At 59.4% G+C, this 19,429-nt stretch carries 20 protein-coding genes; 6 read left to right on the top strand and 14 right to left on the bottom strand.

Annotated elements, in window-relative coordinates; all coding sequences use genetic code 11:
* Window positions 1–11: 11 nt before the first annotated feature.
* The 4 genes from RBB49_RS22805 to rpoZ form a co-directional block, all read right to left on the bottom strand.
* On the bottom strand, window positions 12–614 hold the full coding sequence (locus RBB49_RS22805) for a DUF2062 domain-containing protein (RefSeq protein ID WP_306145201.1): 603 nt from the start codon (window positions 612–614) through the stop codon (window positions 12–14).
* Window positions 615–650: 36 nt separating this feature from the next.
* The gene (pyrE, locus tag RBB49_RS22800; protein ID WP_306145200.1) at window positions 651–1,232 is read right to left on the bottom strand and encodes an orotate phosphoribosyltransferase; all 582 of its coding nucleotides are present in this window, start codon (window positions 1,230–1,232) and stop codon (window positions 651–653) included.
* Between the two features lie 24 nt (window positions 1,233–1,256).
* A complete protein-coding gene (locus RBB49_RS22795; protein ID WP_306145199.1) occupies window positions 1,257–3,503 on the bottom strand; it encodes a bifunctional (p)ppGpp synthetase/guanosine-3',5'-bis(diphosphate) 3'-pyrophosphohydrolase in 2,247 nt (748 codons plus the stop codon).
* 108 nt (window positions 3,504–3,611) lie between these two features.
* A complete protein-coding gene (rpoZ, locus tag RBB49_RS22790) occupies window positions 3,612–4,013 on the bottom strand; it encodes a DNA-directed RNA polymerase subunit omega (RefSeq protein WP_306145198.1) in 402 nt (133 codons plus the stop codon).
* 378 nt (window positions 4,014–4,391) lie between these two features.
* Between rpoZ and RBB49_RS22785 the strand changes: the two genes are divergently transcribed.
* Both RBB49_RS22785 and RBB49_RS22780 read left to right on the top strand, forming a co-directional pair.
* Window positions 4,392–4,988, top strand: a complete 597-nt coding sequence (locus RBB49_RS22785; RefSeq protein WP_306145197.1) for an NYN domain-containing protein — start codon at window positions 4,392–4,394, stop codon at window positions 4,986–4,988.
* Between the two features lie 9 nt (window positions 4,989–4,997).
* Window positions 4,998–5,663: a uracil-DNA glycosylase gene (locus RBB49_RS22780; RefSeq protein WP_306145196.1), complete on the top strand. Its 666-nt coding sequence runs from the start codon at window positions 4,998–5,000 to the stop codon at window positions 5,661–5,663.
* Between the two features lie 62 nt (window positions 5,664–5,725).
* On the opposite strand, the gene RBB49_RS22775 is transcribed toward RBB49_RS22780, so the two are convergent.
* The 7 genes from RBB49_RS22775 to RBB49_RS22745 form a co-directional block, all read right to left on the bottom strand.
* Window positions 5,726–6,493, bottom strand: coding sequence for an arginyltransferase (locus RBB49_RS22775; RefSeq protein ID WP_306145195.1), 768 nt, complete (start codon window positions 6,491–6,493; stop codon window positions 5,726–5,728).
* Window positions 6,494–6,524: 31 nt separating this feature from the next.
* Window positions 6,525–8,360 carry an SLC13 family permease gene (locus tag RBB49_RS22770; protein WP_306145194.1) on the bottom strand — a complete coding sequence of 612 codons (1,836 nt, stop codon included), beginning with the start codon at window positions 8,358–8,360 and terminating at the stop codon, window positions 6,525–6,527.
* Between the two features lie 195 nt (window positions 8,361–8,555).
* Window positions 8,556–9,236 (bottom strand): bifunctional 2-polyprenyl-6-hydroxyphenol methylase/3-demethylubiquinol 3-O-methyltransferase UbiG, encoded by a 681-nt coding sequence (locus RBB49_RS22765; RefSeq protein ID WP_306145193.1) that lies wholly within the window; start codon window positions 9,234–9,236, stop codon window positions 8,556–8,558.
* Between the two features lie 8 nt (window positions 9,237–9,244).
* Window positions 9,245–9,724 (bottom strand): pseudoazurin, encoded by a 480-nt coding sequence (locus tag RBB49_RS22760; protein ID WP_306145192.1) that lies wholly within the window; start codon window positions 9,722–9,724, stop codon window positions 9,245–9,247.
* Window positions 9,708–10,481: an ABC transporter ATP-binding protein gene (locus RBB49_RS22755; RefSeq protein WP_306145191.1), complete on the bottom strand. Its 774-nt coding sequence runs from the start codon at window positions 10,479–10,481 to the stop codon at window positions 9,708–9,710. Before RBB49_RS22755 ends, RBB49_RS22760 begins: the two co-directional genes overlap by 17 nt.
* A complete protein-coding gene (locus RBB49_RS22750) occupies window positions 10,478–11,551 on the bottom strand; it encodes an iron ABC transporter permease (protein ID WP_306145190.1) in 1,074 nt (357 codons plus the stop codon). Before RBB49_RS22750 ends, RBB49_RS22755 begins: the two co-directional genes overlap by 4 nt.
* A gap of 61 nt (window positions 11,552–11,612) precedes the next feature.
* Window positions 11,613–12,764 carry an ABC transporter substrate-binding protein gene (locus RBB49_RS22745; protein ID WP_306145189.1) on the bottom strand — a complete coding sequence of 384 codons (1,152 nt, stop codon included), beginning with the start codon at window positions 12,762–12,764 and terminating at the stop codon, window positions 11,613–11,615.
* Between the two features lie 174 nt (window positions 12,765–12,938).
* Between RBB49_RS22745 and RBB49_RS22740 the strand changes: the two genes are divergently transcribed.
* The gene (locus RBB49_RS22740; RefSeq protein WP_306145188.1) at window positions 12,939–13,517 is read left to right on the top strand and encodes a TspO/MBR family protein; all 579 of its coding nucleotides are present in this window, start codon (window positions 12,939–12,941) and stop codon (window positions 13,515–13,517) included.
* Between the two features lie 55 nt (window positions 13,518–13,572).
* Here the strand turns inward: RBB49_RS22740 and RBB49_RS22735 are convergent, their stop codons facing one another.
* The 3 genes from RBB49_RS22735 to hemB form a co-directional block, all read right to left on the bottom strand.
* Complete coding sequence (locus tag RBB49_RS22735) at window positions 13,573–14,091, bottom strand: RDD family protein (protein ID WP_306145187.1); 519 nt, start codon at window positions 14,089–14,091, stop codon at window positions 13,573–13,575.
* A gap of 107 nt (window positions 14,092–14,198) precedes the next feature.
* Complete coding sequence (locus RBB49_RS22730) at window positions 14,199–15,452, bottom strand: threonine ammonia-lyase (protein WP_306145186.1); 1,254 nt, start codon at window positions 15,450–15,452, stop codon at window positions 14,199–14,201.
* Window positions 15,449–16,444: a porphobilinogen synthase gene (gene hemB, locus RBB49_RS22725; protein WP_306145222.1), complete on the bottom strand. Its 996-nt coding sequence runs from the start codon at window positions 16,442–16,444 to the stop codon at window positions 15,449–15,451. Before hemB ends, RBB49_RS22730 begins: the two co-directional genes overlap by 4 nt.
* A gap of 270 nt (window positions 16,445–16,714) precedes the next feature.
* Between hemB and RBB49_RS22720 the strand changes: the two genes are divergently transcribed.
* The 3 genes from RBB49_RS22720 to RBB49_RS22710 are packed head-to-tail and all read left to right on the top strand — an operon-like array spanning window position 16,715 to window position 19,387.
* Window positions 16,715–17,854, top strand: coding sequence for an acyl-CoA dehydrogenase family protein (locus tag RBB49_RS22720; protein ID WP_306145185.1), 1,140 nt, complete (start codon window positions 16,715–16,717; stop codon window positions 17,852–17,854).
* Between the two features lie 54 nt (window positions 17,855–17,908).
* Window positions 17,909–18,943 carry an enoyl-CoA hydratase/isomerase family protein gene (locus RBB49_RS22715; protein ID WP_306145184.1) on the top strand — a complete coding sequence of 345 codons (1,035 nt, stop codon included), beginning with the start codon at window positions 17,909–17,911 and terminating at the stop codon, window positions 18,941–18,943.
* 18 nt (window positions 18,944–18,961) lie between these two features.
* Entirely contained in the window at window positions 18,962–19,387 is a 426-nt protein-coding gene (locus RBB49_RS22710; protein ID WP_306145183.1) for a DUF6163 family protein, read from the top strand.
* Window positions 19,388–19,429 lie beyond the last annotated feature (42 nt).

The raw sequence follows: 19,429 nt of genomic DNA, 5'->3' as shown, positions 1-19,429 counted from the left end.
TTCCGCAAAACTCAACCGCTGCCGTCATCCTCGACCGTCGAGGCCCCGCCTGAATACGGGGTTTTCCCCCTGTCGGCGAGTGTTTGACGCCTCTTGCGCTGATAGACCTCGACGCTCTTGAAGACGAGGATGTAGGACAGCGTGCCAACCACGATCCCAAGCGGAACCGCTCCGATGAACATCGGCTTCAGCATCGGCCAGAGCGAATCCAGCGACCGTTCGAACAACCCTTCCTGGAACCGCTGATGGACCTGATGCGGATCAGCTTTCGGGGCTCTGCCGTGAAGGATCCACTGGCCGATCTTGAAGGTGAATGCCCAGATGAAGGGAAAGGTAATCGGATTGCCGATGGATGTTCCGAGCGCTGCCGCGATCATGTTGCCGCGCACGATATAGGCAAAGACGAAGGCCGTCAGAAAGTGGAAACCCACCAGAGGCGTACAGGACGCAAATGCGCCGGCTGCGAATCCGATGGCGATGGCGTGCGGCGTTGCCGTCAGTCGCAGGACCCGTTTGCCGAAATACCTGGTTGAGCGCGACCAGCTGTTCCGTGGCCAGACTGCAACGCGAAAGCGCTCGATGCGCGAGGGTCTATTTCGGCGTTGGAACAGCATGAATTCGTGTCGTGTCCTGTCAGCAGCGCGTTTTGTTCAGCTCAAGCCCCGGCTTCCCGGTTTGACCGCGGGCAGGGCGGCAAGTTCCGGCGGAAGATTGTCCGGCTCGTAAGCTGGTACCTTGTATTCGGCCAACGCGACAATCGGAACGGAGGCATCGGCTTCGCCCCCGGACCGGTCGATCAGGCAGGCCACGGCGAGGACTTCAGCACCAAGAGCTTTCAACGAAGTTACCGTCTCGCGGCTCGATAGACCTGTGGTAACTATATCCTCAACAACGATGACCCGGGCGCCTTCCGGAAGCTCGAAACGGCGCAGCCTGAATTCTCCATCCTCGCGCTCCACCCACATGGCGGGAACCTTGAGGTGCCGCGCTGTTTCGTAGCCTGGTATCAGGCCGCCAAGGGCCGGGGAGACGATGTAATCGATTTTTCCGAGACCGCTTGCCGCGATCTTTTCTGCCAGGGCCTTGCAGAGTTTCTCCGTCTTGTCCGGATACATGAACACTCTGGCTTTTTGCAGAAACACCGGACTGCGCAGCCCCGATGTCAGAATGAAATGCCCTTCCAGGATGGCACCGGCTTCACGGAACAAGGCCAACACTTCGTCGCGGTTCATCAAATTCTCCCTGTCATGTAGCCGCTATCCATTCACCCTGTTGACGCTTGAGACGTTGGGTTTTGAGCGCAACTGATTGATGATCCGGTTCAAGTGTTTCAGGTCCCAGACCTCAAGGTCGATCACCATCTGGTGGAAATCCGGGGCACGTTGAACCATCTTCACATTGTCGATATTTCCACTGTTTTCGCCGATGACCTGTGCAATCGCCGCAAGTGATCCAGGCTCGTTTGCAGCCGAGATATCCAGCCGCGCGGGAAAGCGCTCCGGATTGTTGACGTCGATATCCCAGCGGACATCGACCCAACGCTCGGTCTGGTCGTCGAATTCCTTGAGCGACGGCGACTGTATCGGATAGATGGTCAGTCCCTCAGAAGGGGTCAAGATGCCGACGATCCGATCGCCCGGAACCGCGCCGCCATCGGGCGCGTAGCTCACGGGTATGTCACCGGACAGGCCGCGGATCGGCAGGGCCGGGCCTTCGCTTGTCTGCGCGTCCTCGTCGGAGGCCTGCTTGTCGCCGTCAAGTTCTCCGGGCGGAATGCGGAACTTCAGTCCGTGCCCCTGTTTCAGTCCGAACCAGCCTTCCTCCATCGGCGGTCCGGTCATGGCAACCCGTTCGTCCTGATAATCCGGATGCGCCGACTTCAACACCAACTGCGCACTCAGATCACCCCGACCAACCGCGGCCAGCAGGTCCGCGACACTCGACTGGTGATGTTCGTTCAACACCGCTTCAAGCAGATCTTCGGAGAAAACCTTGTCGGCGCGGGCGAAGGCCCGTTTCAGGATATGTTCGCCGAGAGCACCGTATTGCTTGCGGACCGATTCACGGGTTGCGCGGCGGATCGCGGCGCGCGCCTTGCCGGTGACCGCGATCGCTTCCCAGGCCGGCGGGGGGGTCTGCGCAGCCGAGCGGATGATTTCGACCTCGTCCCCGTTGTGAAGTTCCGTCACCAGCGGCATGATCTTGCCGTTGATCTTGCATCCGACGCAGGTGTTGCCGATGCCCGTGTGAACCGCATAGGCGAAGTCGATCGGTGTTGCGCCACGCGGCAGCGCGATCAGCCGGCCCTTCGGCGAGAAACAGAAAACCTGATCGTGAAAGAGCTCCAGTTTCGTGTTTTCCAGGAATTCTTCCGGGGTGTCGCCCTGGGCGAGCAGCTCGGTCGTGCGGCGCAGCCATTCGAAGGCGCGGCAGTCATCGGTGTGGCGCGCGATGTTCCGGCCGCCCAGTTCGCCGTCCTTGTAGAGCGCATGGGCCGCGATACCGTACTCGGCGACCCGGTCCATGGAGATCGTTCTGATCTGCAGCTCGACCCTCTGGCGCGACGGTCCGACGATTGTGGTATGGATCGACTTGTAGTCATTCTGCTTCGGCGTGGAGATATAGTCCTTGAACCGTCCGGGAACCGTCGGCCAGGTGGTATGTATGACGCCAAGCACGCGATAGCATGCTTCCACGGTCCCCACGGTGACGCGGAAGCCGTAGATATCCGAAAGCTGCTCGAAGCCGATCGCCTTGCGTTGCATCTTGCGGAAGATCGAATAGGGGCGTTTTTCCCGTCCCCTGACTTCCGCCGCCATGCCGCGTTCGCTGAGCCGCTCCGTGAGTGTTGTCTCAATATCGGCAATGAGGTCGCGGTTTTTCTCGCGCAGATCCGCAAGTCGGTCGGTGATCGTCTCGTAGGCTTCCGGATTGAGCGTGTGAAACGAGATGTCCTCAAGCTCCTCACGCATGTCATGCATACCCATGCGGCCGGCCAGCGGCGCATAGATTTCCATGGTTTCTTCGGCAATGCGGCCACGCTTGTGCGCAGGCATGTGCTGAAGCGTGCGCATGTTGTGCAAGCGGTCGGCGAGCTTGACGAGCAGGACGCGCACATCGTCCGCGATCGCAAGCAGGAGCTTGCGGAAGTTCTCCGCCTGCTTGGCTTTCTGCGATACCAGATCGAGCCGTTTGATCTTGGTCAGTCCCTCGACCAGCTTGCCGATTTCCTCGCCGAACAGCGCGTCGATTTCAGCGCGCGTCGCATCGGTGTCCTCGATCGTGTCATGCAGCAGTGCGACGGCGATCGTGGCATCGTCGAGACGCAGATCCGTCAGGATTGCTGCAACTTCAAGCGGGTGTGAGAAATAGGGGTCGCCGGATGCGCGCGTCTGCGGACCGTGCTTCTGCATGGCATAGACATAGGCCTTGTTGAGCAAGGCCTCGTCTGCTTCCGGGTTATAGCGTGTAACCCGTTCAACGAGTTCGTATTGACGCATCATGGCCGCAACCGACCCTGGCAACCGGCTGAGACATCAGCAGGAGAAACAAAATCCGCCTGAAACGCGGGCGCGGTCTGCCTGCGTTTCAGACGGGAACTTGACGAATTATCAAACGTCGTCGGTGCGCTCCGGCGGCACCAGACCTTCCAGACCGCGCAGAAGATCTTCTTCCGACATGCGATCGAATTCCACGGCACTGTCGTCGACAGTGTTGACCTGGGTCACCTGGTGCTGGTTCGCGGAAGGCACAACCGGAACGGCTTCCGTTTCCGGTTCGTCCACTTCCACAAACTTCTGCAGCGAGTGGATCAGGTCTTCTTTCATGTCTTCCGGGCTGACGGTCTGCTCGGCAATCTCGCGCAGAGCAACGACGGGGTTCTTGTCGTTGTCGCGATCGATCGTAAGCGGAGATCCGCTCGAGATCATGCGGGCCCGATGCGCAGCAAGCAGCACCAGCTCAAACCGGTTTTCGACCTTGTCGATGCAGTCCTCGACGGTCACGCGCGCCATTCGACGTCTCCATAGGCTAAAGGAACTTGAAAAAAAAGCGTATAGTGACCACAATTCCAAAATGCAACCCCTTGAGGGATTTCAGAGGAGATAGCCGCTATTTGCAGGTTTTTTATCGATTTTTTTTGGCTCAAATCTCTTTTGCATTGCAGCGGTCCAGTCTTATAGTGTACGGCACTACTGGGGACCTACAAGAATCAATAGGGTCGGTGGGAAAAAGAAAACAATAAGCTGAGCAAAACGGCGATGGGCGTTAAATGTATTCTCAGCAAAAATGCGTTTGCCGGGTGAGAGGCAAAATGGTTCTGGCTGCGGGAGCCTGTTCAACCATTACTTTACCTTCAAAAGCGCATTTAACTCGGAAAGGTTTCACTTAATATGTTTGACGCTAGAGAAAAGGTTGCTTTGTTCATCGACGGAGCCAACTTGTACTCGACGGCCAAGGCGATCGGATTTGATATCGATTACAAACGGCTGTTGAAGGAGTTCCAGGGACAGGCATACCTGCTGCGCGCATATTATTACACCGCGCTTATTGAGGATCAGGAGTATTCGTCGATCCGGCCGCTCATCGACTGGCTGGACTACAACGGTTACAAGGTCATCACCAAGCCGGTGAAAGAATTCGTCGACAGCGCCGGACGCCGCAAGGTCAAGGGCAACATGGATATCGAGCTTGCTGTCGATGCCATGGAGCTTGTCGAATCCGTCGATCATATCGTGCTGTTCTCGGGCGACGGCGATTTCCGTTCGCTCGTTGAAGCGCTTCAGCGCAAGGGCAGGAAAGTCAGTGTCGTGTCGACGCTCAAGACCCAGCCGCCGATGATCGCCGACGATCTTCGTCGTCAGGCCGACCATTTCATCGATCTGGCAAGCCTTGCCAACAAGATCGGCCGCGATCCGTCTGAACGGCCCGTGCGCCCGCAAATGTCGTCTCACGTCGAAGATGACGATGACGAGGATGATGACTACTGAGATGCCGTCATGCCGGCCCAGGTAGACAATCAGACGCTTACGGATCCGCCGCCTGACTGTCCGGTCTGTCCAAGACTGGTTGCGTTGCGCGAGGAATTGAAGAAGGCGCATCCGGACTGGCACAATGCTCCGGTTCCTTCGTTCTCTGCCGAAAAGCCCCGGCTGCTGGTCATCGGGCTCGCGCCGGGAATGAAGGGAGCCAATTGCACCGGGCGGCCATTCACCGGCGATTTTGCAGGTGACCTCCTCTATAAGACGATGCTGGAATACGGATTTGCCGAGGGGACTTACCTGGCGCGTCCTGATGACGGCCTCGTCCTGAAGGACGCCATGATCACCAACGCGGTGCGCTGCCTGCCGCCGCAGAACAAGCCGACCGGACCCGAGATCAAGGCGTGCCGGCCCTATCTGCTTGCAACCCTTTCGGCGAACCCGTCCATCCGTGCCGTCCTGGCGCTCGGAAGAATTGCACACGAGACTTTTCTGACGGCTCTGGACCTGCGCCGCGCTGCATTTCCGTTCGCCCATTGCGCCGCGCATGAGCTTCCAGGACACGACATGGCATTGTTCGACAGCTATCACTGCTCGCGCTACAACACGAACACCGGCCGGCTGACCGAAGACATGTTCCGCTCGGTGTTCGACAGGATCAGGCAGCACATTCCGCCGAAGTAGCGCGCGCCGTCCCACCAGGCCTTGATGTTCGCGTAGCGCATGCCGGTGATGACGGGAAGGGCCTAGCCTTTGTCTGCCGCGTCGGCTTCAACCATGGTCCAGCCGTTCGGGCCCAGATGTTCCTGCGGTTTGAACCGGGCCTTGTAGGCCATCTTGGCAGAGCCCTCGACCCAGTATCCGAGATAAACATAGGGAAGCCGCATCTTGCGGGCGCGCTCGATGTGATCGAGGATCATGTAGGTGCCGAGCGCGGTTTCCGTGTAACCGGGGTCGTAAAACGAATACACCATGGACAATCCGTCGGAGAGCTGATCGCTCAATGCGACGCCGAGCAGCGGACCTTCGCCCATCCCGGTTACAAAGCTGTCCGGTCCGCGCTGCCGGTACTCAAGCACCAGGGTTTCAACATGCGTATCCTCGACCATCATCGCATAGTCGAGCACGCTCATCTCCGTCATGCCGCCATCTTCGTGGCGTTCCTGAAGATAGTCCCGGAAGAGATCGTACTGTTCCGCCGAAGGGCTGGCGGGCAGCCGGGCGCCGATGAGATTTGCACCGGACTTCCAGACGCGCCTGAGCGACTTGGTCCACTTGAAGTCGTTCACGCGCACGCGCACGGAGATACAGGACTGGCACTGTTCGCAGGCCGGACGGTAGGCAATATTCTGGCTGCGGCGGAAGCCGCCCTGCGTCAGCACTTCATTGAGCGCAGGCGCGCCGTGTCCGACGAGATGGGTAAAGACCTTTCGCTCGTGCTTGCCCTCCAGATAGGGGCAGGGCGCAGGTGCGGTCAGATAGAACTGCGGATGGTCTGTCGGGTGTCTTGTCACCTTGTTGTCCCGCGATACCTCAATGCGTTGCTCACATTCCATAGTACCATGGCGCGACCAACGAGAAGGTCAACCATAAAATGAGTGCCAGCGGGACACCTGCACGGATGAAGTCGATGAACCGGTAGTGGCCCGGGCCCATGACGATCAGGTTGGTCTGGTAGCCGATCGGCGTTGCAAAGGAGGTATTGGCCGCGATGATCAGGCAGACGACAAATGCCTCCGGAGACTGACCGATCTGGTTGGCAAGATTGATTGCGATCGGCGTGAAAAGAACCGCGGCAGCATTGTTGGAGAGAAAGTTCGTCAGCACCATGACGAGAAAGAACAGGGCGGACAGAATGACGGGGGCGGATGCCCCGTGCAGAACATGAACAAGCGCGGCGGCAATTGCCGTCGCGCCCCCGGTTGCTTCAAGCGCGACCGCTGCCGCCAGCGACGCACCGACGAGCATGAATATCCTGCTGTCGATCGCGCGCATGGCCTGCCGGATGTTGAGGCACCCTGTCGCGATCATCGCAAAGGTGCCGCCGATTGCGGCCGAGACGATCGGGACCATTCCGGACGCGGCCAGTGCGACGACGACGGCAAAAATTGCGAGCGCTCTCGGCGCGTACCGGCGCCTTGGAACCTCGGCTGTCGACCAGTCAAGCAGAAGCACGTCCCGATTGCCGCGAAGCCGGGCAATGTCTTCCTCGCTTCCGGCGACCAGCAGTACATCACCGGCCTCGAGCCTGATATCGTTCATCGCCATGCGGGGCATCCGGCTGCGTCTTTGAATGCCCATCACGAGGCAACCTGTGTCGGCATAGAAACCGGACTGCGGCAGCGTGCGGCCCATCAGTCTCGAAGCCGGGGCAACAACCACTTCGGCCAGACTGATTGAGCCGGGCTGGACAGTTTGCTGATCCCGTCCCGGGCTGGCCTGTTCCGTCTCCGCTTCCATGAGCGGTTGCCGGCGCGCAAGCGCATTTGCGAGCGCGTTTCTGGTGGCCGCGACAATCACCGTATCACCGGGCGACAGGACCACATTCTCGAAAGGCGGCAACAGCGGTTCCTGTCCGCGCTGCACGAGGCGGACCGTCATGTCCTTGAGCTTGGGAAACATGCCGGAAACAGCCTCAACGCCGACAAGCGGGTGTCCGTAGGTGATTTCAATCTGTGCGATGAACTGTTTGCCCGACGTGGACTGAAACTCTTCCGCCATTGTCTTGCGCGCCGTCATCAGGTGCGGCATGACGAAGAATACGTAAAGGGAGCCGACGCCGGCAACGATCAGGCCGATCGGCGTGAAGCTGAAAAAACTCAGCTGGAGGTCGGATGACTGCGCGGCGTAGTTGGCAACCAGCAGGTTGGTTGACGATCCGATCAGCGTGGTCATGCCGCCCAGGATCGCGATGAAGGACAGCGGCATGAGAACGCGGGAGGAAGACTGCCCGACCGTCGCCGCAACGGCTGTCAGGATCGGCAGAAACATGACGACGACGGGCGTGTTGTTCAAAAAGGCGCTGAGCACGGCCACCACGAGCAGGATCGGTATGGTCGCGAAAGCGGACCGGCCGCGCGTCATCCGAACGATTGTCTTCGCCGGACCTTCGAGAGCATCTGTCTGGAACAGGGCCTGGCCGATGATGAGCAGGCAGATCACCGTCACCAAGGCGGGATTGGCGAACCCCATGAGAAAATCTGCTGTCGTGACGGCCTTGCCGTCCGGCGTCTGCACCGGCAGGATCGAAAAGATGACGATGAAAGCAGTCACGGACCCGAGCGCGACCGTCTCGATCGGGTAGCGCTCGACGGCATACAGGATGACGGTTGACGCAATGACCACAAAGGTCAGCGCCATCGCGATATCAACAGAATGCATTCACCTGCCCAAAGCCTTGCATGGCCACTCTTGACGAACGCACAGTCTAGAACAGGCGGTCCGCTTATTGAAAGAGCCTTGAATTCAAGTGCCCGTTGATACGGAGTGGATCATCCTCTGCAAAGCGCGGTGCAGAGAAAAACGTTTCTTACACACTGGAATCGCAACTGTCCGGCATCAAAGACAGCATCCAACTCACCCAGATGCCTCGAAGCGGAACATCAGCTTCCATCGGCTGTAGGTTTCAAGGCGATCCGCATCGGTCGGGAAATACTCGTTCGGCTCGCTAAAAGGCACGAAGGCATTGGCCAGAAAGCGGCGAACCGAGACGGCAAAACCGGCATTCCGGAACGCGCCGGCAATATCGGCGATGCTGTGATTGGGAACGGGCACGTTCGAAAACTCCTCGATCCTGGCCCGCCACATGGCCCAAAGCGGACTGTCGCGGTGACAGCAGGTTACCGCGTAGTAGCAACCACCGGGTTTCAGTGCGCCGGCCATCTGCCGCGCATGCCTATCGAGATCCCCGACCAGATAGATCGCCTCGTGCGAAAAGGCGATGTCGAACTTCCGCTCAAGATCAGCGAGGTCTTCGGCGGCATGATAGGTGATCGGGCGATTGCCCTTGAGCGTCTTTGCTATTGCGACGGCGCGGCGCGCAATGTCCACCCCGGTCCCTGAATTGAACGGGCGCAGATCGTGAAGCAGCCGCAGAAACCCGCCCTGATTGCAGCCGAAATCCAGCACGTCGGAAGCGGAAAGGTTGGTTTCGTCGATGGCGTTGATCATTTCGCACCAGATCCAGGTATGCTCTTCCGTCATCGTGGCTTCCTCGAAGGAGCGATTGGACCAGGTTTCGATCAGGTTCGTTTTCACGGCGGGTGCTATGCCTTTGCTTCCAGTTCTTTCAAAAGAGCGCGGAACACCTTGCGTGCGTTTCCGGGGTGCCGGATTTTCTTGGTTGATTTCAGATTGGACAGGTCGTTTCCAACCACGATCAGACCAACCATGCCCCATTCGTAATGAGGGACGCAGATGTGCCCATAGATGCCGGGGACGGTGAATTCGACCGTCAGTCTTTCATCGATTGCCCCGTTCCAGGGCTCTGCACCATCCGGGATCATGCCGCGCTTGGACGCGGAGTTGTGGCCGGCGTCCGTCGGCACGAAGGTGACGCTGTCACCGGTGTTGATCCGGAGGATCGCTGGTTCAAAAACATTTGGGCTGTCCGGATCGCCGCAAGCCGCATTGAGCATGAGCAAGCCGTGATTTGTTCCGGTGGATGCAGGGGCAGGGCAGGCGAGAGCCGAACCGGTGCCCGCCATCGCCGCCGCCGAGATGATGAATTCACGACGCGTAAGCATGGACGATGAGTTCCTCTCTGGGACCTTTTGAGGTTTCGATTGCAACCCCGTAGGTGTTTGAAATTGCGTCGGCGCGCAAAACTTCCGCAGGCGATCCCTGAGCAAGGATCCGGCCTTCGCCAAGCAGGATCAGATTGTCGGCAAACCGGGCAGCAAGATTTAGGTCGTGCAAGGCGACGACACCGATGGCGCCGCGATCCGCGACAGCCGCTTTTATCTGGCCGAGAACATCCAGCTGGTGACGCAGGTCGAGCGCGGATGTCGGTTCGTCGAACAGATAGACATCCGATTTTCTGATCAGGGCCTGGGTCACGGATACCATTTGCGACTGACCGCCCGAGAGTTCGCTTACATAGGCTTCCGACAGGTGCCCGATGCCGGCTTCCTGAAGGGCAGTGCCCACCGCGATCATGTCTGCCTCGTTAACCCGCCATCCCTTGAGCTGTTTGTGCGCCATCATGACCACGTCAAAAACGGTCAGCGCAGCATTGGCGGTAAAGAACTGGGGCATGAAGCAAACGCGTTCCAGGCGCGTGCGTGTCGTCAGGGTGTCGAGATCGGTGTTCCCGAGATGGACCTTGCCGGATTCTGGTTTCAGGAGGCCGGCGATCAGGCGGAACAGCGTCGATTTGCCTGCAGCATTCGGCCCGATGAGAGCCGTCAGCTGACCGGGCGCGATCGGGTCGAACCCCACGCGGTCGAAAATCCGTCTTGAGCCGTAGGAAAATGTCAGGTTTTCCGCACTCAGCGCATTCATTGCCAATGCCTCTTGCGCTGCCCCAGGATCAGGAGAAGGAAGAACGGAATGCCGATCAGGGAAGTGATCATCCCGATCGGATAGACAATGCCCGGCGTTATGGCCTTGGAGGCAATTGATGTTCCGGCCAGGATGAGCGCACCGCACAAGGCCGACAGCGGCAGAAACCCGCGCTGGTCCTCGCCGACGATCATGCGCGCAATGTGCGGACCGACCAGGCCGACAAATGCAATTGCACCGACGAAGGACACCGCGACAGCCGCGAGCAGTGACACACCGGCAAGAACCGTAATGCGCAGGAGGCCGACATTGACGCCGAGCGCGGCAGCCTTGTCTTCTCCCATGCGCAGGGCGGTGAGCGCCCAGGAACGGCTCATGAACCAGGGCAGCATCAGAAGCAGGATGGCAAAACAGATGCCAACCTTTCCCCAGGTCGCACGCGCCAGCGAGCCCAGCTGCCAGAAGATCAGCTGTGCCAGCTGAATTTCCGAAGCGCCGTATTGCAGGAACGCCAGCAGGGCGTTGAACGTGAACAGCATCGCGATCCCGACCAGGATCATGGCTTCCGGCGTGACCCCGCGCAGCCGCGTGAACAGGAAGAGCGCGCAGGACGTCAGCATGGCGAATACAAAGGCGTTCACCGACACGAACAGACCTCCGACACCCGGGATCACGGACCAGCCGAGCACAATCGCAAGGGCAGCGCCGAACCCGGCTGCCGAACTGAGGCCAAGCGTGAACGGGTCGGCGAGCGGGTTGTTGAGAATGGTCTGCATCTCCGCGCCGGCGACCCCCAGCATTGCTCCGACGGCAATGGCCATGAGGGCAACGGGCAGGCGCAGTTGCCAGATGATGACGTCTTCCTTGGGCGTCGCAACGGAGCGATCAAAAATCACTTCGATCGTTCGCCAGATGGAGAGATCGGCAGGGCCCGTCGTGATGTCGATGACGACCAGGCCTGCGAGAAGAAGAAGGGCGAGAAAGACGAGCAAAACCCGCCTCAGGTGGCGGAGTTTATAGGCGCGTACCAGCGCCAGGGCTTCGCCGGATACAAGTGTGCTGTCAGACATGAGCGATCCATGATGAGCGCCTCCGTTGCGGTTGGTAACGGAGGCGCGTGAGCAAGCGGGCTTACTTGTTCAGCGTAATCCAGAACTGACCGGAGGTTTCATAAGGCAGGAACCGGTCGTGCAGCTCCTTGAACGTTGCCTCGGGATCAAGATCCTCGAAGTCTTCCGGATGCAGCCATTTCGCCAGCACCTGGATCGCAATGAAATGGTACGGCGAGTTGTAGAACTGGTGATAGATCGAGTGGAACCGGCCGTCCTTGACAGCGCGAAGATCGGCAAAACCCGGACGTGCGGCGAGGGCGGCAAGCCGGTCGCTGTTCACTTCCGGGTCGCCTTCATAACCGAGAAGTGTTGACGTCACTTCCGGGCGTGCTTCCTTCCAGTTGGCACCGGTGCCGAAAACCACATCCGGGTCCGCTTCGATGATCCCCTCAAGGTTCAGATCGACGGAATAGGCATTGGCAAGCGTGGACGCGTAATTTTTGCCTCCGGCAAGTTCGACAAACCGGCCGTAATTGTACGGTCCGAACGACCAGCAGCAGAAGTCTGTCTGCCATCCGGCGGCGTTCTCGACCACCACGAGCGGACGGTCCTCAGCTGGAATGGTGTCGACGATATTCGTCACCTTGCGCATCTGCGCGATGTAGAAATCGATGAATTCCGCTGCGCGCTTCTCCTCACCGAAAATCCGGCCGAGAATGAGCATGGACGGAACGGCGTTTTCGGTCGCGTTGCGGCGGAAATCGATGAAAGCCACCTGAACGCCTGCGTTGCCGAGCTTCTCGATGAGGCCGGTTTCTTCGGCCTTGAAGAGGTTGCCGACGTCCAGGATCACCAGATCCGTTTCAGCTTCCAGAACGGCTTCGATGGAAAAATCACCGGCATATGGATTGCCGAAATCGATCATCCGGGCCGTCTCTTCCGGGAAGGCGCCTTGATACTTGCGGAACGCATCCGGGTCGTACTGAACCAGATCGCTTTTCCAGCCGACGATCTTTTCAAACGGATTGCCTTCGATGAGCGGCGCAATGCCGTACATCATCCGCCCTTCGCCCAGAATGATCTTGTCGGGCATCTCCGGCAGGGTGACCTCGCGGCCTGCGATATCGGTGAAGGTGAGGGACTCGGCCCAGGCGGTCGTGGATGGCATCGCCAACAGGGAGCCGGCCACGAACGCGCACGTCAGTGCGCCTACGCGTTTGAAGAAAGACATAGCGTTTTCCGTTAGTTAGATTGCAGCGCAGCAATATCAAATACGGATTTTAAAGTCGACTCAAATATTCAGGTTTTTTCTTTTTTGGGTTTCACTCTTTGGTAGAGCACGGAAAAATCAGCAAAATCTACGGTGCCGGCTTCGGCCGCCGGGCGTCCGGAGATCCGAATCCGAATGTCCGATCCGCAAGCGGCGGTCAATTGGCTCTGGCAATCAGGAGCGCCCCATGAAACGCTGGAGCCGGGAAACAGGAAAGCACTGCGGGACATGGCAACCGAATCGACGCTGAAGCTGAACACGCTGTCTGCAATTGCAACACTCTTGGCATTTGTCGTGGTCGTTCTTGCAATCGGAATTTTCATTGGCATGCAGACAGCGCCGGGTGAATGGTATCGGGCGCTTGAAAAGCCGCCTTTCAATCCGCCGAACTGGATTTTCGGTCCGGTCTGGACAGTGCTTTACGTGTTCATCGCGGTCGCCGGCTGGCGGACGTTCCGACAGGCACCCGGGTCCGTCGCTGTGAAGTTATGGGTGGCCCAGATGGTTCTGAACTGGACCTGGTCACCGGTCTTTTTCGCATTTCACCAGCTTTGGTTTGCGCTGGTGATCCTGCTCGGCATGCTCGCGGCGATCCTTTTCTTCATCGTGGACAGGTGGCAGCTCGACCGGACCGCCGCGCTCCTGTTCTGCCCTTACGCAGCCTGGGTTGGCTTTGCCGGGATACTCAACCTGTCGCTGGCACTGCTGAACTGAACCCACCAGTCGGGAGTGCGGGCCCTTCAGTGCCTGTGCTCCATGCCAGCAGCCTTCAGTGCGAGGCCTGGAAGCGCACGTCCACATATTGCTGATGATAGGCCGAGTTCACGACGACGACGCCCAGGATCATGTCGTGGAGCAGGCGCTTGCGGTCCGAGAACAGCGAGACCAGCAGCACGAGCGGTGTCAGCAGCGAGACCGAGAACCAGAACAGAAGCGCGTGAACGGCAGCGAGCAGCGGATAGGGCTTTGCGCCGTACCAGAGGCGCATTTCCAGGCCCATGGCGCGCATGCCGAGGGTTGAGGCCTGCGGTCCGCCAAGCGTGAAGGCGACATAGAGGAGGGCAACCGTTGCCGGCAGAATGCCGTAAAGCAGGAACCCGAGCCCAAGCGTGAAGACGCCAAGGAAAAACACGAGGATGCCGGCACCGAATGTCAGCAAGGCGATCGCGATCACGTCGATGAAAAACGCAAAGATCCGGCGGCTGCGCACGCCGGAAAACAGTTCCGGATGCAGGGCGGGATCAAAAACGTCTTCGTGGACATGGTCGGTCGAAGTCTCGGCAGACATGAATCGGCTCCTTGAATTGTGATGAGCCTCATGTGGGCATTCACGCGTCAAAACGCAAATGTGAAGCGGCTCATCTGCAAGCACGTCGAGGGGCGACGTCTTCGGCATCACCCCATACGTTCGCCGATTTCCAGATAGCGGACAACAAAGCCGCGTTCGCGCAGAGCCGCAACAATTCGCTCGCCATGATCGCGGTCGAAAGCTTCGAACGAAACGTCCAGCGTTGCGCCCTTCGCGGGCACGTTCAGGAACAGCCTGTGATGTTCGACGTCGACGACATTGCCCTGCATGTCGCCAATTACCGTGGCGATCTCGCCGAGCGTGCCGGGGCGGTCAGGCGTGTCGATCCGAATGGAGACGAGTTTCCCGTCGCGGGCCAGCTCGCGGACAACGATCTTGGAAAGAAGGCGCGGATCGATGTTGCCGCCGCACAGAACAAGGCCGACTTTCCTGCCTTCAAAACGCTCGCGATCCGACAGAAGCGCTGCCAGGCCGGCGGCACCTGCACCTTCGGCAATCGTGCGCTGCAAGGTGAGATAGGCGTTGATCGAGCGCTCGATGCTGCTTTCGGACACCAGAACGACATCGTCGACGGTCCTTTTGACGACCTCGGTTGTCAGAACGCCGATGTCGCGCACGGCAATGCCTTCAGCGATGGTCGCCCCTTCGCACACGACCTCCTTGCCGTAAAACGCGCCCCACATGCCCGGATAGAGCGTGGTTTCGACACCGATCACTTCCACTGCCGGTTTGAGGGCCTTTGCGGCTGTCGCAATCCCGGCGATCAGACCGCCGCCGCCGACGGGCACAATGATCACGTCAAGGTCTGGCAGCGCGTCCAGCATCTCGATCGCGATCGTGCCCTGTCCGTGAATGACATGGGCGTCGTCATAAGGGTGGACCCAGACGAGATTCTTTTCTGTGGCCAGCCTGTCGGCCTCTTCCTTTGCCTCTGCGAGCGTGTTGCCCGCCAGGACCACCTCTGCGCCGTAACCGCGTGTGGCGGATATTTTCACGAAAGGTGTCAGCACCGGCATGACGATGGTTGCCGGAATACCGAGCCGTCCGGCGTGGTAGGCAACACCTTGTGCGTGGTTTCCGGCCGATACCGCGATCACGCCGCGGCGCTTTTCGTCCTGGCTCAGACTGGACAATTTGACCAGCGCACCGCGTTCCTTGAATGCCCCCGTCACCTGCATGTTTTCGTATTTGACAAAAACATCGGCACCGGTGAGTTGCGACAGGCGCGGTGCCGGGAGGCATGGCGTTTCAAGAACAGCGCCTTTTATGAGGTTCGCGGCCGCCTGGATGCTTTCAAAGGAAACGATCGGTTGGTCTTCCTGACCGCTGGTCGGTGTCATTTGCCGCCAGCCAGCATCGCGGCAACCTTCGGCGCGAAATAGGTGAGGATGCCGTCGGCTCCCGCGCGCTTGAAGGCCAGCAGGCTTTCCAGCATCGCCCGGTCGCCGTCGAGCCAGCCATTGGCGCTGGCGGCCTTGATCATCGCGTATTCGCCCGACACCTGGTAGGCGTAGGTCGGCACCTGGAATTCATCCTTGATGCGCCGGACGATATCGAGATAGGGCAGGCCCGGCTTCACCATGACCATGTCCGCACCCTCGGCAATATCCAGTTCCGCCTCGCGCAGCGCTTCGTCCGTATTCGCCGGGTCCATCTGGTAGGTGCGCTTGTCGCCCTTGAGGGTGCCCGAGGACCCGACCGCATCTCGGAACGGGCCATAGAAGGCGGACGCATATTTTGCCGAATAGGCCATGATCTGGGTGCCGCGATAACCCTGACTGTCAAGCGCCTGGCGGATTGCGCCGATCCGCCCGTCCATCATGTCCGACGGCGCAATGACATCCGACCCGGCCTCCGCCTGCACAAGCGCCTGGCGGCACAACTGGTCGACCGTCTCGTCATTGAGGATCGTGTCGCCCTCCATGAGCCCATCGTGCCCGTGGCTGGTATAAGGATCCAGCGCGACGTCGGTCATCAGGCCGACGTTCAATCCTTCCGCCTTGACCGCGCGCAGCGCACGGCAGGTCAGGTTGTCCGCGTTGAGCGCTTCGCTCCCTGTGTCGTCTCGCAGATCCGGGTCCGTATAGGGAAAGAGCGCAAGGGCCGGAATGCCGAGTTCCGCTGCATGTGTTGCCTCGCGAACAGCCTCGTCCACCGAAAGGCGCACCACGTCCGGCATGGATGGCACCGCTTGCCGCACGTTCTCACCGTCCACCAGAAAGATCGGCCAGATGAGGTCATCCACCGACAGCGTGTTTTCGCGCACCAGCCGCCGGGACCAGTCGGTTTGCCGGTTGCGCCGCATGCGGGTTCCGGCCAGCAGGGTGTCCATGTGGTCTGACGTGATCGGAGGGAGCGGCTTTTGGGACGGCATGGCGGGGTCTGACTCGGGTATAGGATGGATGGTGCACATTGTGCCGGATGTGTCGGGGCAATCTATCACGCAGATTGACGCATTCCAACATTCTGTAAAATAACTGAAAATAATAACGAAAAAGAGATTGTTTGACGTATGCGTCAAATATGGTTTAGTGCATCAGCCGCAACGGAAAAACGGACGGCTGTCACCTCTGCCGGGTGACGCCCAGTTGGGAGGAACGACGTGGAATTTGCACCGAACGAAGATCAGCGCGCTTTTCAGGATATGGCGGCGAGCTTCTCAAGAGACGAACTCGCGCCGTTTGCCAAGGAGTGGGACGAGGAAAGCATCTTTCCGATCCCGACCCTGCGCAAGGCGGCCGAACTGGGTTTCGGCGGCATTTACGTCAAGGAAGACGTGGGCGGTTCGGCGCTTGCCCGGCTTGATGCGGCACTGATTTTCGAAGAGCTGTCCAAGGGGTGCACGTCGACGGCGGCCTATCTTTCCATCCACAACATGGTCGCATGGATTATCGATAGCTTTGCATCTGAGCAATTGAGGCAGAAATTCCTGCCCAGGCTCTGCACGATGGAACTTCTGACCAGCTATTGCCTGACCGAACCCGGCTCCGGCTCGGACGCGGCGAGCCTGCGCACCAGCGCCAGGGACGATGGCGACCACTATGTTCTCAACGGCTCCAAGGCCTTCATCTCCGGCGGCGGCGTGAGCGACCTCTATGCGGTCATGGTACGCACGGGCGGCGAGGGGCCCTCGGGCGTCTCCTGCCTTCTTGTCGAAAAGGGAACCCCCGGCCTGAGCTTCGGTGCCAACGAGGTCAAGCTCGGCTGGAAGAGCCAGCCGACGGCCCAGGTCAATTTCCAGGACTGCCGCGTTCCGAAATCGAATCTTGTCGGCGCGGAAGGGCAGGGGTTCAAGATTGCCATGTCCGCACTCGACGGCGGTCGGCTCAATATCGGTGCCTGTTCGCTCGGTGCCGCGCAGGCCTGCCTGGATCATGCAGTTTCCTACGTGAAGGAGCGGAAGCAGTTCGGCAGGCCGATCGCCGATTTTCAGGCTCTGCAATTCCGTCTGGCCGACATGGCGACCGAGCTGGAGGCCGCGCGTCTGCTTCTTCACAAGGCGGCAGCTGCCGTGGACGCAAAGTCTCACGAGGCTACACGGCTGGCGGCAATGGCCAAGCGGCTCGCGACCGACACCGGGTTCAAGGTCGTCAACGAGGCCTTGCAGCTCCATGGCGGATATGGCTATTTGCGCGACTATCCGATTGAACGTTTTTTCCGCGATGTCAGAGTGCATCAGATCCTGGAAGGCACCAACGAGGTCATGCGCCTGATCATTGCGCGCCACATGTTGAAAGACTGAGTGAAGCCTCACCCGCTACCCTTTGAAATGACTCTCATTCCACAAGGCAATTCAATGAACGACGAGATCCTGTTCGAGGTGCGTGGCAAGGCGGGGTTCGTAACCCTGAATCGGCCCAAGGCGCTCAACGCCCTGACACATGACAAGGTCAGGGCGCTCGCCGCGCAGCTCGAACTCTGGGCGGATGATCCCGGTGTCCGGCACGTTGTCATACAAGGGGCAGGTGGCAAGGCCTTTTGCGCCGGAGGCGACATCCGCAGCATCTATGATGCGAAGCTGGCCGGTGAAATCGAGGGACTGAAGACCTTTTTCCGGGACGAATACACACTGAACGCCTACATCAAGGCCTATCCAAAGCCCTATATTGCGCTGATTGACGGTATCGTCATGGGCGGCGGCGTCGGTGTCTCTGTTCACGGAAGCCATCGCGTCGGCACCGGGAACATGCTGTTTTCCATGCCCGAAACCGGGATCGGCTTCTTCCCGGACGTCGGCGGCACGTTCTTTCTGCCGCGCATGCCGGACAGGATCGGGATTTATTGTGCCCTGTCGGCAGGCAGGCTGAAACAGGCGGATGCGCTTTATTCGGGCGTTCTCACCCACGCAATCGGTGAGGAGAGTTTGTCCGATCTCAAAGCGGCCCTGGAAACGGCCGACGACGTCGATGCAACGCTGGAGCGATTTTGCGTGACGGGGGAGGCCGGGCCCGTCGAGCAAAACAGGGGTGTGATCGAAAACGCGTTTTCAGCGTCTTCCGTCGAAGATGTTCTCGCTCGCCTTGACGCTGCCGGAGACGACTTTGCCTTGAAGACCGCCGCCGCGATCCGGGGCAAGTCGCCGACCAGCGTGCTGATTGCCTTTGAGCAGATGAAACGCGGAGCGACGCTGAACTTCAACGAGTGCATGAAGCTGGAATACCGGATCGTCTCGCAGATCCTGAACGGTGAGGATTTCTTCGAGGGCATCCGGGCCGTTGTGGTCGACAAGGACCAGTCTCCGCAATGGAGCCCTAATCAGCTCGCACAAGTGGACACGGACGGGCTGGCGTCGTATTTCGAAGAACCGACTGACGGAGATCTTCCTTTATAAGGCGCAATCGGATCGCACATGATCACAAGCTTCCAGGACCTAATTGACGCCCGCCCGCCGTGGAGCACGATCCTGATCCTGTATCTGCGCTGCATCGCGCTGATTCTCATGGGTGGCGGCGTCATCTACTGGGCGCGCATCATCGGCGTCGTTGAGTGGCACGGCAATTTCTTCTGGGACATGCCGGTCGCCCTGCAGGGAGCCACCGTGTTCTTCGCCGTGCTGGATCTGGTTGCCGCGACCGGTCTCTGGCTGACCGTTTCCTGGGGAACGGTGATGTGGATCTTCAGGTGTTTCTGCCAGATCCTGATGCACACCGCGTTTGCGGATCTCTATGGCCGGCGGCCTTACGAAATCACCTTCTATCTGATCACGATCGCGATCTATGCGGCGCTGGCCTATCTCATGCACAAGGAAAACCGCGCGGCAACTGCACACGGGTGACGCAGGCCCACAAGCGGTAATCAGCTGAATCAAGTCATAAAG

The sequence above is a fragment of the Roseibium sp. MMSF_3412 genome, from assembly GCF_030733265.1.
Lineage (GTDB): Bacteria > Pseudomonadota > Alphaproteobacteria > Rhizobiales > Stappiaceae > Roseibium.
Note: the sequence above shows the minus strand (reverse complement) of the source record. Positions and strands in the feature narration are given on the sequence as shown.

Bases quoted from the DNA above. Each gene is read 5' to 3' on its own strand.
- RBB49_RS22805 (WP_306145201.1), bottom strand. From the start codon at position 614: ATGCTGTTCCAACGCCGAAATAGACCCTCGCGCATCGAGCGCTTTCGC.
- pyrE (WP_306145200.1), bottom strand. From the start codon at position 1,232: ATGAACCGCGACGAAGTGTTGGCCTTGTTCCGTGAAGCCGGTGCCATC.
- RBB49_RS22795 (WP_306145199.1), bottom strand. From the start codon at position 3,503: ATGATGCGTCAATACGAACTCGTTGAACGGGTTACACGCTATAACCCG.
- rpoZ (WP_306145198.1), bottom strand. From the start codon at position 4,013: ATGGCGCGCGTGACCGTCGAGGACTGCATCGACAAGGTCGAAAACCGG.
- RBB49_RS22785 (WP_306145197.1), top strand. From the start codon at position 4,392: ATGTTTGACGCTAGAGAAAAGGTTGCTTTGTTCATCGACGGAGCCAAC.
- RBB49_RS22780 (WP_306145196.1), top strand. From the start codon at position 4,998: ATGCCGGCCCAGGTAGACAATCAGACGCTTACGGATCCGCCGCCTGAC.
- RBB49_RS22770 (WP_306145194.1), bottom strand. From the start codon at position 8,360: ATGCATTCTGTTGATATCGCGATGGCGCTGACCTTTGTGGTCATTGCG.
- RBB49_RS22760 (WP_306145192.1), bottom strand. From the start codon at position 9,724: ATGCTTACGCGTCGTGAATTCATCATCTCGGCGGCGGCGATGGCGGGC.
- RBB49_RS22755 (WP_306145191.1), bottom strand. From the start codon at position 10,481: ATGAATGCGCTGAGTGCGGAAAACCTGACATTTTCCTACGGCTCAAGA.
- RBB49_RS22750 (WP_306145190.1), bottom strand. From the start codon at position 11,551: ATGTCTGACAGCACACTTGTATCCGGCGAAGCCCTGGCGCTGGTACGC.
- RBB49_RS22745 (WP_306145189.1), bottom strand. From the start codon at position 12,764: ATGTCTTTCTTCAAACGCGTAGGCGCACTGACGTGCGCGTTCGTGGCC.
- RBB49_RS22740 (WP_306145188.1), top strand. From the start codon at position 12,939: ATGTCCGATCCGCAAGCGGCGGTCAATTGGCTCTGGCAATCAGGAGCG.
- RBB49_RS22735 (WP_306145187.1), bottom strand. From the start codon at position 14,091: ATGTCTGCCGAGACTTCGACCGACCATGTCCACGAAGACGTTTTTGAT.
- RBB49_RS22730 (WP_306145186.1), bottom strand. From the start codon at position 15,452: ATGACACCGACCAGCGGTCAGGAAGACCAACCGATCGTTTCCTTTGAA.
- hemB (WP_306145222.1), bottom strand. From the start codon at position 16,444: ATGGACACCCTGCTGGCCGGAACCCGCATGCGGCGCAACCGGCAAACC.
- RBB49_RS22715 (WP_306145184.1), top strand. From the start codon at position 17,909: ATGAACGACGAGATCCTGTTCGAGGTGCGTGGCAAGGCGGGGTTCGTA.
- RBB49_RS22710 (WP_306145183.1), top strand. From the start codon at position 18,962: ATGATCACAAGCTTCCAGGACCTAATTGACGCCCGCCCGCCGTGGAGC.